Genomic DNA, 16,321 nt, shown 5'->3' on the forward strand with positions numbered 1-16,321 from the left:
AAAAATAGCTGAAACGCTTCTGTGCTAAAGAAAGGCTGTCCTAACTTAGCTGGGTAATGCTATACAGCTAAATCGCACGTCAGCGCCTTGCTGGGAAACCAGCCTTCTAACTGCGCGCTCTAAAGCATTCAAGGGATTCAATTACCTGAAAAAATTTAAACAGCGTTTTGCAAAACCAGTCGGGCTTATGCCCCGTTTTTAGATGTATCTGCCCCCAAGATCTCAGTTTTGTTTGGATTTATGCATCGTTTTCGTCAGTTGTTTCTCTACTGCCAAACGCCCCTAAGCATTCTTCGCTTGGGTTTGCTGGTCACGCTAGCTTTCATCTATTGCCATCATTCTACGTTCACAGTTCACCCCATCCTGCTGGCCGGAATCGCCGAGCCACTGACAAGCGTGACATCTCTGACGCTATTCACCACTGCAGGTATTCTCGCCCTCGGGAAGGGCATGGAACTCCCGGTTTTATGGGCACTAAGTGCGACAGCGGGAGTGGCCTGTATCCATCTTGGTTTACCTCTAACGACTTTAGGGGTGGCACTGGCGGCTCTCTTCGGCGGATGGGAATTGACCCGCAGACATTCTTTCTCTGACAATTGGATTGCGCTTTCAGGTGCAGTAGCCTGTAGTCTGCTCTTCGCCGGGAGCAGTCACTGGCACACCGTCATGGAAGGCACTGGGCTCACACCCCTCACCTCTGACTCGTACAGAGCTTTGATACCCTGGGGCACGGGCACAGCAGTTTATTTGCTGGGCTTCTTAATCGGGCAGATTATCATTAGTCTTGCTGCTTACCAAGCCGCTTTTTGGCTCTTTTGGCACCTCGGAGATCGGGCAAACGTAAAGTTTCGCCTAGGAAGACTCATGGTTTGCGGCGTCGGCGTTGTTTACGGCTGGAGTACTTTTCTTGGGTAGCAGATGTGCAAAATATTGAGGATAGAATTTCAAAATTTGACGGATTATAGGACAATGGGTTTACAGCACTTTAAAGCAGCTTTAATTGAGGACATCTAGGATGGATTTTCGTTTACTGATCGTTATAGCTCCAGTACTAATCGCCGTTAGCTGGGCCGTTTTCCGAATTTTGCCTGCTGCCCTCAATCAGATACAGGGTATGCTCGATAAGTAGAACTTCGACCCATCACTCCTAACATTTTCGGCTGCCTCAACCTTCAATGGGCAGCCATTTTTTTATGCCTGTGGCCTGGGTGAGGTTTCTTACTGCTCCCTCAAAACCGCAGGTAAGGTAGTAAGTCTTGAATCACTGGCCCCGGTAGAGCTAGGCGCTGCTGCAGGTCAGCGAGGTTTTGATAAGGGCCAGCGGAGATGCGATCGCGAGTCATGGCTTGGGCAACAGCAGTCGTGATAGCAGGAACCTGCTGAAGCTGCTCCACTGAGGCTGTATTAGGATTAATGCGCTGTGGTTCGTAGGCACTTTCAGCATCGTAAAAGCAAAACAGCAGTATCGGGGCTAAAGGCTGCAGTCGTGGGGGCGGCATTCCCAACGCCATCGCCAGATCTTCAATGGCATAAAACTGTACGCCACCTTGAGTCAGCTGCACGAGGGTTCGCGCTTGGTGAATAGAAAGGCCGGGGAGTCGCAGCCAATCATCGATCCCCGCCTTATTAACGTCAATACGGATGCCGAGTTCAGCAGCCAATTGGACTTCTGATAGAGAGCTAAACCGATAGTAGGGATCGATTAACTTCTGCTGCAGACGTTCGGCAGCAGTCGATGTGAAAGAAGAGGAAGAAAGCCGCTTGAGCATGATTGAAAAGTGACGGCAGGATTGTTCAGCAGTTTAACAGAAGGTCACTGGACTGTGGCCCAATACGGAAGCGGGTTCGCTCTACCCTAAAAGCTGCCGCCGCTGCTGTTCAAATTCATAGTCTGTGATCAGTCCTTCCTGTCGCAACCCGTCGAGCTGTCGGAGGGCAGTTGCGATCGCACCTATTTTCTCCGGTTCAGCACTCGACGTTCCGGCAACCGTTTGCCACTCAGGATTAAAGGCGGTATTGAAGCGATCCTCTCCCTGGGCAAAATAGAGCAGCGCATCACAGAGACTGGCAATCCTGACCAATAGGCCAATGGGGAACGTAGCCCATAGCAGTCCCGGGATGAAATACACGAGGCCCCAACGCACCTGCCCCAAGTAAAACTTGTGCAGCCCCGGCAGCATGACCCCAGCCAATGCCAAGATGCAGGCAATCATTCGATTCTTCGGCTGGCTCATAACAAGATCGAGAAAGGGGTGGCTTATTTGTAGCATATCGAGTTTGCTTGCAGTGGGCTGAAGCCCACTGCAAGCAGGGGCAGCATCACTGACTGCCCCTGCAAGGGATTGATTCTCGGCTGAGACAATTGCGATTGACTCTAGAGATTAGGAGCCAGGCGTCTTAGCCGCCGCCAAATTCACATCAGCCTGTGTCGTTAACACAAGTTGGGCCGGATCGAGAATGATCACGCTGTCTGTCGTGGTTGGCGCAGAGCCAGTGGTTCTCAATGATTGAGCACCCTGATTAAGCAAAACATTCGTCAGAATCGAAGTTGGATTCAAGCCCCCGCCCCCCAAGATGGAACCGAGCGCAGTTCTAGCAGCTGTCGTGGTCAAACTGTCTTGCACGGCAGTCGGCGTAACGCTTTGCCGAGCAGCTGGCACCACTGGATTCGAGATGGCACTGATGGGATAGCTGTTAGCGCCAACCTTCAGCGTTTGCGCCACAAACTGCGCCCCCGTTGTTGAATTAACGGTAAACGGAACAATTTGACCAGAGATAGTGCTGCCCTTCGGGATCAAAACAACATTCTGAGCATTGACCACATTGTTTGCCACGCCAAAGCTCACGGGCAGGGTCTCTCCGGGTGCGAGCACGAGCTTCGCTTTATCAGAGCCAATGTACTTGAGATTAATCTTCGTTCCGCTAGCCATCAGTCGTCCAGTCCCCTTCGCGACGGTGGCGGGAGTTGCCTGTGTCTTGGCCGTAGGCGTCGAAAGACCCTTAACAATAAAGCGATTGGCTCTGTCAGCTTTTGCAAGGGGTTCGAGTTGCTTCTGGTTGACCAAAGCCTGATAGACAAAGGCGGCAATGTCAGCACGGGTGGCATTATCGTTGGGGTTGAGAAATTTGACGTTGGGGTTATTAACCACGATTCCGGTTTCAGTGGCCGCGGCAATGCCCGACTTAGCATAGTCAGGAATCTGCGCAGCATCGCTGAAGACGCCCAAGCTCTCTGCAATCTGACCCTGTGGCTCTAGCTGCAGTCCACTGGCTAAAGCCACGAGTGCCTGTACCTTAGGAATTTGCTGTTTCGGCTGGAATTCATTGCCTGGGTATCCAGACAGGAAGCCTGTAGTGTAGGCCTGTGAGATGGCAGGTGTCGCCCAGAAATTAGCGTCAACATCACTGAAGCGATTCCCTCGACGGATTTTAGGTTGATCGAAGGCTTGGCGTACAATCGCAGCAAACTGGGCTCGCGTCACAGGCTCGTTGGGTTTAAATGAACCGTCGGGGAAGCCCTTAATAATATCTTTAGAGGCCAACTCTTCAATAAAGGGGCGCGCCCAGTAGTTGGCATTCACGTCTGAAAATTGGGCAGATGCTGCTGGCTGGTTAGGCTGGGCCACAGTGGTGGATGCGATCGCAAGTACCGAACATCCCAAAGCAGCCCCCACAAAACCGCTGGCAACCTGACGTGAATACTGGAACATGCTCAAACTCCTCTAAAACTTTGAAGTCAGTGAACAAAACTCACTGAACAGGTAGATTAATGCACCCTCAAACTACTACTGAGAGTTTCAGCAAGCCCTGAATCTTGCTGATTATTTAATAATGTCAAGCTTAATAGTGGCAATCAGAGAAAATCTTTATCTAAGAATTGAGCGCAAATGTCTCACTGAGCACCCAGCTTGATAAAGTCACCCCGCACCCAGCCTTGAACCTTAGCAACCGGGAACTTTACCTGATACCAGGTATAGCCCCCTTGCCCCGGCTGACTCTTTAGAATTTGAACCTGATCCCCAGCAATACCGGCATGAATCACATCAGACTGCAAATTATTGGCGGTCCTCACATTAACCTGAGCCTTGGGATCCTTGGTGATCAGCACGGCCTTTCTGGAGCCTGAGGATTTAGCCGTTGCTTTAGGCTGTGGTTTCGCCTGAGGCTGTGGTTTTGCTGCAGTAGGCTGGGGCTTTGGTTGAGGTTTTGGTTGGGGCTTAACAACAGGCTTGGGTTTAGCTATCACGGGTGCAGCAGCGGGCTGTGGAGAAGGCGCTGTCGGCGTCGGCTGTTGAGCACCACCAGACTGTTGCGGGGTTATGGTCGGTGGAGAGGCTGCAGAGGCAGGGGTAGGCAAGTCGATGGGGGTCGGTCGCTTCGAGGGAGGAGCAGCCGCAGTTTCTCCCTCTAGAACCATCACAGATTCTTCTGCAATCCAGTGGTCTCCCACTCTTAACCAGGCTTGCCCCTCAGGATTAAAAAGCCGCAAACGCGGCGATAGAACCACTCCCGCTCGATATTCACCAATGACTTGCGAGTTACTTTCGGGCTGGGTATAGATTTGCGCCCCGCCCCGCTCTACCTGAACCGTTTGCGGAGTTGTCTGAGCATAAAGCACTGGGGCGACAATCAGCTCTGCCCCATCTATCTCAGCAGGAAAAGCTAATTCCTGCTGACGACCTAGCGATACGCTAGCGGCCTTCACCTCGGATTCGATTGCCCTGACTTCAAATGCGGCACCAGCAAGAGCGCTGAGCATCAGACTAGCAATCAGCGTTGAGCGGAGCATGGCCATATCCCTCCTAAAGCCATCATTGGTGTTTGTCTAATCGTCGTTGTTGATGATGCTTTGTTCCCTTTGAAAAGATAGCTATCGTTCTGTAGCATACCGGGCAATCGGCAACAGTTATGAGCAGCGTCAGTCTTTTTTTGGTCCGCGTTAGGCTACCGCACTTTTTCGCAATTCAACCTTGTAGGGTCTGAATCCCTGACTTTTAGCCGCCTCACGCCCAAAGATTTTACCCGCTAGAGAAACCTAATCTTTAAGCTGATATTTCTACAAATTAAGCTGCAAAACGGAGGATAGCAGCAGCTCAGAGGGCACACTAATACTGTTATGGATTTACTTCACACACTTTTACGTAAGAAGCCAGCCGCTCCTAAGGCTCAAACAAGCCTGTGCGATCTGAAACCTGGGATGCTGCTCATCGATCGTTACCGTCTGACAGAAATGGTAGGCCAGGGATCAATGGGCAGTGTTTATCGTGCCGAAGACCAGCTCTTGGGCGGCGTTACTGTAGCCGTTAAGTTTCTGTCACAGACGCTACTCAGCGAAAAAATGGCGCAGCAGTTTGCTCAAGAAGCACGGGCCGGTGCGCTGTTAGGGCATCAAAGCTTACATATTGTTCGGGTACTTGACTATGGCCTGCACGAGGAGCAGATGCCGTTCTATGTGATGGAATGCATTGAAGGCATCAACCTTGAACAACTCTTGCAGGTGAAGTCGCTCTCATTAGCCCGATTTTTGAAATTGATGGGGCAAGTCTGTTCTGGCCTGCACTGTGCCCATCAAGGCATCAATGTAGATGGCAACCTCTATCAAGTCATTCATCGAGACATTAAGCCCAGCAACATTTTCGTCACCCACAACGAGAGCCTCGGGGAGCTGGCAAAACTCCTAGATTTTGGTATTGCTGATTTTCTGAATCAAACCCTTAAAGATGGCCCAACCCAGCCCTTCATGGGCACCCTCGCCTACGGTTCTCCCGAACAGATCTCAGGGCAGCAACCGGACTCACGCTCAGATATTTACAGCCTTGGCGTCACAATGTTTGAGTCGCTGACGGGAGACCTGCCCATCAAAGCAGAGGTGGACACCTTTGATCTATGGCACCGCGCCCATTGCCAGCAGCAGCCTCGCCGCTTTTCTCAGGCAGATCCCCACCTAGAAATTCCTGCGCCCCTAGAAGAAGTGATCATGGCTTGCTTAGCAAAGCAACCTGAGCAGCGTCCCCAGAACGTTGAAGAGATTCGAGAGGTCTTGAGAACAGTCAGTCAATCTGGCATTGCCAAACTGTCTCAACCAACAGATACCATCCCTGAGTTAGTCAAGATTGCAGCGCAGATAGAGCAGCAGCAGCAGTCGCCCGCCCATCAAACCCTGGTCACCTTTGAGTCAGCAGAGGATGTGGCTTGGCACTCAACTTGGCCCGAGAACATACCGCAGGCGAAGATCGCCTTCCCTCAGACGTTGAAGTGTGCACAACAAGATGCCGCAGCTTTATGGGTAATGCTTGCCCCAGAGGAAATTCAGCAGCGGATGCTGAATACTCGTCACTGCCATTTTTTATGTACGTTTGCGCCCCATCCCATGTTGCTGTGGATTACGTCTATCTTCAGCCGTGAGCAGGGGCCCAAATGGATGCCCTGTTATATCGATCTCAAAGATCAGCAGGGACGCTATATGACTCAGCTCTTGAGCTCTGCTGGCTACTATCATCTACTGATGTTTGGGCTGCAGTCACCCAGCCGCCCCGCTAATGTAGCAACGGTCAGTATCCCTGAGCCGCAGCGGAAGCATCTTTCTGATTGGCTGACAATGGCCCACGGCAAAACCTCAACGGGCACACCGGCCCAGAGCAAGCAGTTTTTGCGCGAGAAGTATCAAAGCGTCAAGGCAAAGATTCAGTCAAGGCTCTAGAGCCTTGCTCTTGGCGCTGTTTTTGAGGCCAGTTAGAAAAGCAATTCCTCGGCCAGAATAGCGGCGATCCGTTCTGATGCGCCGCTGCGCCCCATGCGTTGCAGGCCGTTTTCATACCACTGCTGCGGGTCTGCTTGGTCAATCTGCTGGAGAGCCTCAGGTACCTGGTGCGGATGCTCTAGGTTGAAGATGGAGTGGCCCAGCAATCGAGACTGCGCTTCGGCAAAGGCTGCGGTGAACTGCGGTCCTTTACCCGGTAGTGTAATCACAGGGATTCCCAGGCCAACGCATTGCTCAGTGGCGGTGCCAGCGGTTGCGATCGCAACTCCCACTCGCCCCAAACAATCATTAAAATGCTCGGTCAACACCAGCCTTGCCTCTTCCTGAATCCAAATATTCTCAGATAAGCAGTGCCAACCAGACTTCTCTAACATTTCTGCCAGTGGCGCTCGCTCTAACCCTGGCGCGACGGCTGCCAGGAAGAGCCGGTTTTGAAGAAGAGATGTAACAGCCTCTAAGATCAGCTCCCAGTTTTGATAAGCCTCCGGTGGACGAGAACCCGGCAGCAGCAGAATAGCCCGCTGCGGCTGATGCTTCACCGCACTTAAATCAAGCTGACCCGTGGGCTGCAGATTATCCATCATGGGATTGCCAGCATCGAACACCGATATCGGCCATTCTTGAAGGGTCTTAGCCGTTAACGAATCACGGGGGAACACAGCGCAAGCCTGCTGCATCAGCCAGCGCTCCCAAGGCAAATAAACTGAAGCGCTGAGCCACCAGGGATGTCCCACGTTTGGTAAAGGAGTACCTCGTTCATCGCGCAGATAATAATCAGATTTAGCGGTACCGACAAAGGCATAGGGTGCTCCGCTCCACCAAGCGAACAGCAGCGGAACAATGTCGCCCACCGCCAGGATTTTGCCCCCTTGTTTCGCCCACTGTCGGACTTCTCGAAGCTGTCTGCGCGTGAGCTGCCAGAGGCCACCCTGCAAATCACGGAGCGTTTGGCGGCCATCCATGTATATAAACCCACCAGACGGCATTATTTGAACAGCGTCTAACAGTTGAATATGCTGCCGCCGGTAGGCATACCCCTCCCCCACAATCGGCAATGCTTTGATCTCGAGAGAATGAGGGAGCTTTTTCAGAGACTGTACAATGCGAACAGCCACCTGATCCTCACCATGACCATTACTGAGAACCAGCAAATTTGAAGGTGTTCGGCTCAGCATAAAAAACTCATTACAGCAAACGTAGAAAGCACCTCAATCACAATATTGACACCGATCGCATGATTGAGAATCGATTCATCCTACATTGGTTCCGATCCACGATCCGAATCTAATTCATCGCTTGCCCATTAATCCCATGACCCAAGCAAAGAAACAGCATCAGACTCAAGCCCTTCACCCAGAGTCAGCTCACGCTATCGTCATCGGCGGCAGTATTGCAGGACTCCTGGCTGCGCGTGTGCTGACCGACCACTTTGAACGGGTCACTATCGTAGAACGCGATCCGCTCCCCAGTGAACCGCAGGCTCGTCCAGGGGTACCCCAATCTCAACATACCCATATCTTACTAACCCAGGGATATCACTCCTTAGAGACCCTATTCCCAGGAATTGGCGACTCTTTAGTGGCACAGGGGGCAACTCGCATAGATTGGTTAGCAGAGTGTCCCATTATGTTCCCCTCGGGCTGGGCACCTCGGTTTCCCTCTGAGATCAAAGCTCCCCTCTGTAGTCGCACCCTGCTAGAACAGGTAATCCGTCAGCAACTTGAGCGCAACGATCGGATACGCTGGGCAACGCCCTGCACCGTCACTCAATTCATCCCCCATCCGCAACGAGCAGCGCTGCATGCCGTTCAGATCAAAGATGCTCAGGGAAAGATCGCTGAGTTGTCCGCTCAGCTCATCGTTGATGCCAGCGGACGCAATTCTCATGCCCCTCAGTGGTTGCAACATCTCGGCTATGCACCGCCTCAAGAAACCATTATTGACTCTGGCCTCGGCTATGCTAGCCGTTGGTATCGGCGTCCGTGCGAATTCTTTGAAGACTGGAAAAGCATCTATGTCATGGCTCAGGCTCCAAACTATCCTTGTCTAGGAGCGCTATTTCAACTGGAAGACGATCGCTGGCTGGTCACCCTAATGGGCATCAATCACAATTATCCCTCTACAAATGAGGCCGGATTTCTCGACTTTGCCAGTCATCTCAGGAGTCCTGTTATTTATGAGGCCATCAAGGCTGCTGAACCTCTCTCTAAGATTTATTCTTATCGCGGGACAGCCAATCGCCAGCGGCACTATGAGAAGCTAACTCAGTTACCGGAAAATTTCATCAGCATCGGAGACGCCATATGCGCCTTCAACCCTGTTTACGGTCAGGGTGTGACTATTGCCGCAGAAAGCGCCATTGCCCTTGGCCAGTGCCTGCAGCATCAGCACAAACGATACGGCGCAGGCCAATGGACAGGGTTCTCTCGATATTTTCATCAGCAACTGGTCTCTGTGACCCGTACCCCTTGGCTGATGGCAACAGGGGAAGATCTGCGCTGGCCTCAGACCGTGGGGAATCAACCGGACCTCATTACAAAACTGTTGCAGTGGTACATGGATCAAGTGGTAAGTCTAATTAATGAGGAAGGTGATGTCTACCAAGCCTTTTTAGAAGTCGTACACCGACTGAAGGCCCCTACTTCTCTTTTGCATTCTCAGATTCTGAAGAAAGTAATTGCGAAACGAATTAGCCACCCATCAGGGGAAGTCTCCACCTCCTCGGTACGAGGTCAGCTTTAAGCATCATTTGCGTAACCAAAACCTGAGCGTCGTTTTCTATGTCAAAGGTGAGACATATGCGCTATGTCTGATGCAGTTCTCTCAAGCTCTTCAAGACGAGTACGGGCGGCTTGTAAATCGGGAGACTCCAATCCCTCAGTAAATCGGTCGTAAATCTCTGACAAGAACTGGTGTGCGTCTTGAGCTTTGCCTTGGCTTTGCCATAATCGAGTTAATCCCACTGCGGCTCTTAATTCCAGCATCAGAGCATTCTGCGTATGAGAGAGATCTAAAGCTTGCTGGAAAAGACTCTCCGCCTCTTGTAGAGCTGTAGATAGACTTAATGAAAAAGAAAGCTCACCAGCAACGCCTTCGGCTGTCATTGCTTCCGTCATTAGAATCTCAGCATTAAGACGATAAAGCTCTGGTTCCATATGGTGTTCTTGACGACGACTGGCCTCCTGCATCCCCTCATTCAAAATGTCGAGGGCTTCCTCTATGCGACCTGCTGTCCAGAAGGCTTCTGCCATCATCACCATAATGTGAGGCAAAGTGATGGAACTCCCTGTCTTCCGAAATAGAACGACGCCTTCCTCAATTTCTTTGATGCCAGCATCAATTTTCCCCTGGATTGTCAGCGACCAACCGTGATAGATGGCAGCGACTGCAACCCACAACAAGAATCCCTCCTCCCGTGCACTTTTGAGCAAAGCTTCTGTGTTCTCTCGGACCCACTTAGAATCCTGTGCGTAGTGGTAGAAGAAGCAACTTGTCCCTAGAAGCAGGGCACCACTGGCGGGATGGCTCAATTCTGCTGATCGTTTAAATCCAGTCTGGATTTGCGCTTCAGCCTGTTCTGGATATCCTTGCATCCACAGACTTCCTGCTAAAAAGATTCGGAACGCCAGAAAGGAAGCCATTTGAAAGGTGCGGATAATCTCCTGTTCGGTCTCTGGATCATAGAGTGCAAGTCCTTGTTCTGCATGGGCTTGGGCCTGGGAAAAGTTGCCTTGGTAAAAGGCTGTATACCCAAGAGCATGGTGTGCCAGGATCGCTAGCTTGGGGTCACCAGAGGATGTTGCCCTTCGTTGAACATCACGGGCAGTGTTGAGGGCTTTATCAAAGTCACCTCGCATAAAGTAATTTGTCCACAATCCCCAGAGAGCAGTGGCAAGGGTCTCACTATTGCTTAAAGTCTGACTGAGGGTACGGATGCGATCGCAAGTTTGTTCCACCTCTGTTGCCGCCCATCCTCTCGTTGCCATATAAGCCGGTGCGAGATAAATTTGTAGCTCTAGCTCCCGCTGATCACGATCAGGTGTGTATGGCAGCTTCTGCAATAACGTCAATCCCTGAGTGAGGTGACTAATGGCCTCCACGCAGGCAGACCGAAGAACAGCTCTTTTGCCAGCCTGCATGTAGTAGAGAACTGCCGAGTCGTCCCGACCGGCCTCCTCATAATGATGGGCCAATAATTCTAAACGCCCTTCAAGAGCATTCGGCAGCTGAGTTTCTAGCACCTCAGCAATATGGAGATGATAGCTTTGCCTACGACTTTTAAGTAAAGACTGGTAAGCCGCGTCCTGAATCAAAGCGTGCTTGAAGTGATACGACGCCTGAGGCGGTATTCCCTGCTGATAGAGCAAGCCAGCCTGAACCAACTGCTCTAAGCCATGACGTAAAGCACCCAAATCCCAAGAGGACGCCGCTGCAATCAGCTCGTAGTTGAACTCGCGCCCAATTGTTGCCCCTAGTTGGGCAATCTCCTTAACCCGCGAGAGACGATCGAGCCGCGCAATCAGAGAATCCTGTAACGTTGCAGGAATAGCCAACAAAGAACGTTCTGAAACCTCAACTTCACCGCTGTTTTCGCCCGGGAGGAAATTGAACTCTAGGACTGTTTTGGTCAGTTCTTCTAGATAAAGGGGGGTACCATCTGTCTTCGCCACAATTTGATCCACCACCTTGCCCGGCAAAACTTTTGATCCAGCCATCGTGCCCACTAGAGTTCCTGCCTGTACGGAGGTTAAGGGCATCAGAGGGATAGAAACAAGGCGAAGGGAATTCTCCCACGACGGCGTGAATTCAGGCCGAAAGGTAAGCAGGATTAAGATAGAATGCTGTGCTCCTTTATCGATCAGGTGATTCAGCATATTCAAGGTGGAAGCATCCATCCAGTGCAGATCTTCAATCACCAGCAGGACAGGCTGTTGTGCAGCCCGCAACAATAGCACCTGCACCATCAGTTTTATTGTTTCCTGCTTCTGTCGCTCGGGGGTGAGAGCTAAGGGTTCATAACTAGGCTGAAAAGGAACCGAAAGCAGCGAGGCCACTAGAGGAACGCCCTGCTCTAAAGGCAGCCCATACTGGGTCAAAAACCCTTCAATTTTAGCGAGCTTTGCCTGCGTATCTTCCTCTCGCCCAAATCGGAGCACAACCTGCTCTAGCTGCTCAATAATCGAGTAAAAAGAGCTATTGCGATAGTAGGGTAAACCGCGAAGCTCTGAAAGCCATGCATTGGACTCATCTGCGACCTGTTCTTTCAGAGCCCACACCAAGCGAGATTTACCGATCCCTGCATCTCCCCCAAGCTCAACGATACGTGAGTGTCCACGTTTAGCTTGCGCCCAGCAGTCCAATAGAAGTGCCAACTCTTTGTCTCGACCCACCAGCGGAGACAAACCAGATTGTTCAGCCACATCAAGCCGACTTTTAGCCGTACTCTCATGCGTAACTTGGTAGGTACTAATAGGTTTAGAAATTCCCTTCAGAATCGTTTCGCCCAGAAATTGGCACTCAAAGAAGCCCGCAATGAGTTGTTTCGTTGCCTTGCTAATCACCAACGTATTGGACTGAGCAACCTCCTGCAGCCGAGCGGAGATATTAGGCGCTTCTCCCACGATCGCCATAGGCTCGCGTAAATCTCGGTTGCCCATTTCTCCCGCAACAACCAACCCAGTATGAATACCGATCCGAACCGCTAATGTCGCTCCCCATCTATCCTCAAGCCGCCGATTTAACCGTTCAATCGCTTCCAGAATACCTAAGCCGCCTCGAACCGCGCGCTGAGCATCATCTTCATGGGCCTGAGGATAACCAAAATAAATTAAGAGTCCATCCCCCAAAAACTTAGCAATATGGCCCCCGAACAAAGCAGTTACCTTACCAATCGAATCCTGGTAAGCCAGAAAGATCTCACGGAGATCTTCAGGATCAAATTGTTCAGACAGAGACGTTGAATTGACCATGTCACAAAACATGACCGTAAGCTGGCGGCGCTCAGCAGCAGCACTTGGCGAACGCTCAATGGCTGAATAAAGATTCGCCGTCACCGGAACAGGCTGGAGCGACGGATGCACTTTTATCTCAGTCGCTCCAGAGCTATCGGCCTGTCCTTCCCAGATCAGCATGATGCCATCTTTATCCGCAGCAACCTCTAGAACCTGAACCAGCTCAAAGACTAAATCCGCGAGCCAATCATCATCTAGATCAAACTGACGTTTGAGTGCCCGGTAGGAGATTCGTTCTCGACGCTGAAGGAGCGCAAGGGTCTGATCTAATAATTCTTCAAAGGTCATACCGAATTACGCATTCATCCGTAGGGGAGACTATGGAATCACAATCTTCATGATACCGGTCGGATCTTCCCAAGTCTCTTCCCAAGTCAGACCTTTTTGGTAGCCCAGCTGATCGTAGAGACGTAAGGGAGCGAAAATCTTCGGCTCGCAAATATCCCAAATTCGGCAGGGTCTAGCGGTGGAACCTGAGCTCTTTAGAATAGCGTTGACGGCCCGACGGGCAGCCTCATTCGCGCCTTCCATTGTGGCCAAATCTGTATTGGTCTGGACGTAGTCTGAGGCGAGCAAGAGGTTAGGTATCTGCGTTGTAGCTTGAGGACGTAACTTCCACGTATCGACAAGATTGACCAACAGCGGTTCTAGATTGATTTTCAATTGATTTTCAGAGATTGGGAGCAAAAGGTTATAGGTCTTTTTGCCATTGTTATTAATAATCTCTTCAATAAATCCGAGTTCAACCAAAGCATCAAGTTCAGCACTAATTTCCTCTAAGCCCATGTCCGTCGCTTGAGCGATCTCCTCTGCTGTTTTATCTGCTTCAATCCAGCGATAAAGTTCTCGATCTAGATTAGGGCTAGGAAGCTGGCTCTTTTCAGGAAATAGCTCCCCATGAATGTCAACGATATCAGGATCTAGGAAGGTCAAATCATCGAGTAAATGCTCATCCTTAAGAACTTCGTAGCCCCCAACATTGAGACTTTGTTTTAACTGCTCCCAAACTTCTTCCTTAATCTCAGCATCTGTACAGTCTCGAGCGAACTTCTTAATTTTGATACCCTGGCTTTCTCCTCGATTCTCATCGAGGCCAGGGAATGGCCCCCAATCAGAGATATCGACGGAGAGAATTCCCTTGACCCGACCATCACCATATTGGCTAAGGTCAACATCAGGCCAAAATTGCTTTTGCGAAATAGCCGTCAGTGCCCAAGGTGTATCCACTAACAAGATATGGCCTTTAGCAATTCGTACATCTTCACTCAAATAGAACTGAATGCCGTTCATCCAAGCGACGCTCTCCGTTAGCTTAGTAATATTGGCAAGCGCTCTATCGTGTTGACCTAGGTTCGACTTAATGACGAGTTTGGCCATCACCTCCACGGGCAGGGCCGCAATGAAGTAATCAGCCTGCACCTCATATTTTTCGTTGGTCTCAATATCTTTGATCGTGGCGCTTTCGATCTTGCCTGCTGCATAGTTGAGGCTAGTCACCAGGTTATTAAGGTGATAATTCACGCCTAGAGACTGCAAATAACTCAGCCAAGGACTCAGCCATGTCTTGTTAGTTGGGCCCGACAATAAGCGATCAGTCGTGATTGTGGGGTTAGCGAGATCTAACAATAATTCCAGAAGAATATCCCCGACTGTTTTAGTACTCGCTAGTTTGGCTTTGGAAGCAACTAAAGATTCTGTTAGACCTTTGACCAATAGATTGACATACTCAGAGTCAGAAGACGCGAACTTGTCAGCTTCAAGGAAATTCCACCAGTCGATTTTTTCATATTCGGCTAGTCGCCGTTCTTTACAGCTCGTGATAATTTTCCACAGCTTTTGCGTAAAGAATGAAATCTCTTCTTCAGAGATCTGAATTTGAGTTTTGCCTTGGTTTGAGAGCAGTTGCAATAAGACATTCACAAGTAACCGTACATCTGTGAGGCTGGTGACAGACTTAGCAGGCATGACAATGGTCTCCTTGCCCAGCCTGGGAATGGAGATTTGAGTTGCATCAACTAAATTATCAAAGACTGACGACCCATTTATATAGGGAATCCGCTTCATCGTATCGGTCACGTGCTGATAAAAGCCAGGGAAAAAGCGGAACCCATGTTCTCCAGGTAAATCGAGCTTGCCATTTTTACCAGAATCTGGAACTGGGATACTTCTTGCTTTTCCTCCTGGAAGATCGCGGGCGTCATAGACTGCGACATCAAAGCCCCGTTCAGCTAATTCGTGAGCCGCGCTCATACCCGCAACTCCGCCGCCCAAGACAACAACTCTCTTTTTCATAAAAAATTCTGCCCCCAGGATGTGGAAAGTTTAATGCAACAAAGAAGGATTCGTTAGAGTCTTGGCTCATTGTAGAGACCCTGCCACTGAAAATCTACTCTAGGTAACGCTCAACCTTCCTTTGATCAACAGATTTGTCAACAAAGCTCAAAATTCGGCCCTGGTTAAATTTCACCGGCAAAGGCGGCACCAGGACTGTTCGAGAGAAAGGACCATCCATTGCCGTAGGCAACGACAATGAAAGTAAGGGAAATAGATAACAGGATCAGTGTCTGAACGTCTTAGCAAACTTATCAGGGTTCTAAACAAGTTATACGCAGACCTGATCGCTTTCTTTGATCTATGGGCACAATTACGTAGTAACACTACTTCTACAATTAGTGTTTCTAGCTAAGTGCTACCCAGGACTGTCATCAGCCTTCATTAGACAAATGAGCTGCGCTGATGAAGCATCCCCATCTTGCATTGAACCACTTCTTCGAACCGTCAGATCAATCTGTTGAGTGGTTTCCCCAACAAAATTCATCAGCAATCGCCAAAGAAATCCACAAGATTTTTGGCCAGATTTTCGTCTTTTTTCATAAGACATAAGGCACACCAAGTTGGTGCTGACTTCTTGCTGCTTCTGAATACTTACTGAGTCTCATTGAGACCGCATATTTTTTCATTTATTTAGATCGCTTAAATGCGTAGGTAAATTTTCCTATGATTATTCCGCACGTCAATCTCCTCGGTTTTCTAGCATTATGCTGCTATTTCCTAACACTTTTTCCTACGCTGGTTAAGATTATCATTCCTCGTTTCAAGCGAGAAAAACTAGTCCTTCTACTACAAAGATATCGACGACAGGTAGGCATACTTGTCTTCTTGCTATCGGTGGGGCATGGGTTATCTTGGCTGATAATGAACCATAAGGATATTTTTGAACCAAATTTTCTTTGGAATTGTTGGCACGGAATACTGTTATTGGTTATTTTTGGCCTGTTGGCGGCTACATCTAATAACTGGAGCATAAAGATCATGAAGAAAAACTGGAAGCGACTTCATGCATTGACGTATGTCGCGATGTTTGTGATGGGTCTACATGTCTGGGATAAAATGTCCATTCGCTGGAGCGTCTTAACACCATTTTCTTTTTGCCTTGTCTTGGCGAGTATCGGTCTGTTCGGAATACGTGTTTGGATTCAAAGAACAACCAAAAAGCTTAATGTGGATCCGGCCTCTTCCTCATCAGTGTAGTTTTCATTACGCCTTGCTC

13 protein-coding genes are annotated in these 16,321 nt (G+C 49.9%); 5 read left to right on the forward strand and 8 right to left on the reverse strand.

The window, feature by feature from the left end; genetic code table 11:
- The first annotated feature begins 240 nt into the window (after positions 1-240).
- Both C1752_RS14120 and C1752_RS14125 read left to right on the forward strand, forming a co-directional pair.
- Positions 241-915: a hypothetical protein gene (locus C1752_RS14120; protein ID WP_110986718.1), complete on the forward strand. Its 675-nt coding sequence runs from the start codon at positions 241-243 to the stop codon at positions 913-915.
- 100 nt (positions 916-1,015) lie between these two features.
- Complete coding sequence (locus tag C1752_RS14125) at positions 1,016-1,129, forward strand: photosystem II protein Y (RefSeq protein ID WP_110986719.1); 114 nt, start codon at positions 1,016-1,018, stop codon at positions 1,127-1,129.
- A 100-nt stretch (positions 1,130-1,229) separates the two neighbouring features.
- On the opposite strand, the gene C1752_RS14130 is transcribed toward C1752_RS14125, so the two are convergent.
- The 4 genes from C1752_RS14130 to C1752_RS14145 all read right to left on the reverse strand — a co-directional run bounded on the left by C1752_RS14130 (position 1,230) and on the right by C1752_RS14145 (position 4,789).
- Positions 1,230-1,769: a ComEA family DNA-binding protein gene (locus tag C1752_RS14130; RefSeq protein WP_110986720.1), complete on the reverse strand. Its 540-nt coding sequence runs from the start codon at positions 1,767-1,769 to the stop codon at positions 1,230-1,232.
- Between the two features lie 81 nt (positions 1,770-1,850).
- Positions 1,851-2,234: an SHOCT domain-containing protein gene (locus tag C1752_RS14135; protein WP_199464399.1), complete on the reverse strand. Its 384-nt coding sequence runs from the start codon at positions 2,232-2,234 to the stop codon at positions 1,851-1,853.
- Between the two features lie 147 nt (positions 2,235-2,381).
- Complete coding sequence (locus tag C1752_RS14140; protein ID WP_110986722.1) at positions 2,382-3,710, reverse strand: S-layer homology domain-containing protein; 1,329 nt, start codon at positions 3,708-3,710, stop codon at positions 2,382-2,384.
- Positions 3,711-3,892: 182 nt separating this feature from the next.
- Positions 3,893-4,789 (reverse strand): SH3 domain-containing protein, encoded by an 897-nt coding sequence (locus C1752_RS14145; protein WP_158535098.1) that lies wholly within the window; start codon positions 4,787-4,789, stop codon positions 3,893-3,895.
- A 327-nt stretch (positions 4,790-5,116) separates the two neighbouring features.
- Here C1752_RS14145 and C1752_RS14150 point away from each other — a divergent pair, with 327 nt between their 5' ends.
- Positions 5,117-6,700 carry a serine/threonine protein kinase gene (locus C1752_RS14150; protein ID WP_233501598.1) on the forward strand — a complete coding sequence of 528 codons (1,584 nt, stop codon included), beginning with the start codon at positions 5,117-5,119 and terminating at the stop codon, positions 6,698-6,700.
- 32 nt (positions 6,701-6,732) lie between these two features.
- Here C1752_RS14150 and C1752_RS14155 read toward each other — a convergent pair whose 3' ends face one another.
- Positions 6,733-7,935, reverse strand: coding sequence for a lipid-A-disaccharide synthase-related protein (locus C1752_RS14155; protein ID WP_110986725.1), 1,203 nt, complete (start codon positions 7,933-7,935; stop codon positions 6,733-6,735).
- Between the two features lie 136 nt (positions 7,936-8,071).
- Between C1752_RS14155 and C1752_RS14160 the strand changes: the two genes are divergently transcribed.
- On the forward strand, positions 8,072-9,502 hold the full coding sequence (locus tag C1752_RS14160; protein WP_110986816.1) for an NAD(P)/FAD-dependent oxidoreductase: 1,431 nt from the start codon (positions 8,072-8,074) through the stop codon (positions 9,500-9,502).
- A gap of 41 nt (positions 9,503-9,543) precedes the next feature.
- On the opposite strand, the gene C1752_RS14165 is transcribed toward C1752_RS14160, so the two are convergent.
- From C1752_RS14165 to C1752_RS29730, 3 genes are all read right to left on the reverse strand, one after another.
- A complete protein-coding gene (locus C1752_RS14165; protein ID WP_110986726.1) occupies positions 9,544-13,059 on the reverse strand; it encodes an AAA family ATPase in 3,516 nt (1,171 codons plus the stop codon).
- 30 nt (positions 13,060-13,089) lie between these two features.
- Positions 13,090-15,063 carry a hydroxysqualene dehydroxylase gene (locus C1752_RS14170; RefSeq protein WP_110986727.1) on the reverse strand — a complete coding sequence of 658 codons (1,974 nt, stop codon included), beginning with the start codon at positions 15,061-15,063 and terminating at the stop codon, positions 13,090-13,092.
- A gap of 397 nt (positions 15,064-15,460) precedes the next feature.
- Positions 15,461-15,589: a hypothetical protein gene (locus C1752_RS29730; protein WP_274704517.1), complete on the reverse strand. Its 129-nt coding sequence runs from the start codon at positions 15,587-15,589 to the stop codon at positions 15,461-15,463.
- Positions 15,590-15,768: 179 nt separating this feature from the next.
- Between C1752_RS29730 and C1752_RS30460 the strand changes: the two genes are divergently transcribed.
- Complete coding sequence (locus tag C1752_RS30460) at positions 15,769-16,302, forward strand: ferric reductase-like transmembrane domain-containing protein (protein ID WP_110986728.1); 534 nt, start codon at positions 15,769-15,771, stop codon at positions 16,300-16,302.
- Positions 16,303-16,321 lie beyond the last annotated feature (19 nt).

This window comes from Acaryochloris thomasi RCC1774 (assembly GCF_003231495.1).
GTDB lineage: Bacteria > Cyanobacteriota > Cyanobacteriia > Thermosynechococcales > Thermosynechococcaceae > RCC1774.

What these genes read in the sequence shown, in the direction of transcription:
- C1752_RS14145 (WP_158535098.1), bottom strand. Translation starts at nt 4,789, where the DNA reads ATGCTCCGCTCAACGCTGATTGCTAGTCTGATGCTCAGCGCTCTTGCT.
- C1752_RS14125 (WP_110986719.1), top strand. Translation starts at nt 1,016, where the DNA reads ATGGATTTTCGTTTACTGATCGTTATAGCTCCAGTACTAATCGCCGTT.
- C1752_RS14130 (WP_110986720.1), bottom strand. Translation starts at nt 1,769, where the DNA reads ATGCTCAAGCGGCTTTCTTCCTCTTCTTTCACATCGACTGCTGCCGAA.
- C1752_RS14170 (WP_110986727.1), bottom strand. Translation starts at nt 15,063, where the DNA reads ATGAAAAAGAGAGTTGTTGTCTTGGGCGGCGGAGTTGCGGGTATGAGC.
- C1752_RS14120 (WP_110986718.1), top strand. Translation starts at nt 241, where the DNA reads ATGCATCGTTTTCGTCAGTTGTTTCTCTACTGCCAAACGCCCCTAAGC.
- C1752_RS14160 (WP_110986816.1), top strand. Translation starts at nt 8,072, where the DNA reads ATGACCCAAGCAAAGAAACAGCATCAGACTCAAGCCCTTCACCCAGAG.
- C1752_RS14150 (WP_233501598.1), top strand. Translation starts at nt 5,117, where the DNA reads ATGGATTTACTTCACACACTTTTACGTAAGAAGCCAGCCGCTCCTAAG.
- C1752_RS14165 (WP_110986726.1), bottom strand. Translation starts at nt 13,059, where the DNA reads ATGACCTTTGAAGAATTATTAGATCAGACCCTTGCGCTCCTTCAGCGT.
- C1752_RS14135 (WP_199464399.1), bottom strand. Translation starts at nt 2,234, where the DNA reads ATGAGCCAGCCGAAGAATCGAATGATTGCCTGCATCTTGGCATTGGCT.
- C1752_RS29730 (WP_274704517.1), bottom strand. Translation starts at nt 15,589, where the DNA reads ATGAATTTTGTTGGGGAAACCACTCAACAGATTGATCTGACGGTTCGA.
- C1752_RS14155 (WP_110986725.1), bottom strand. Translation starts at nt 7,935, where the DNA reads ATGCTGAGCCGAACACCTTCAAATTTGCTGGTTCTCAGTAATGGTCAT.
- C1752_RS30460 (WP_110986728.1), top strand. Translation starts at nt 15,769, where the DNA reads ATGATTATTCCGCACGTCAATCTCCTCGGTTTTCTAGCATTATGCTGC.
- C1752_RS14140 (WP_110986722.1), bottom strand. Translation starts at nt 3,710, where the DNA reads ATGTTCCAGTATTCACGTCAGGTTGCCAGCGGTTTTGTGGGGGCTGCT.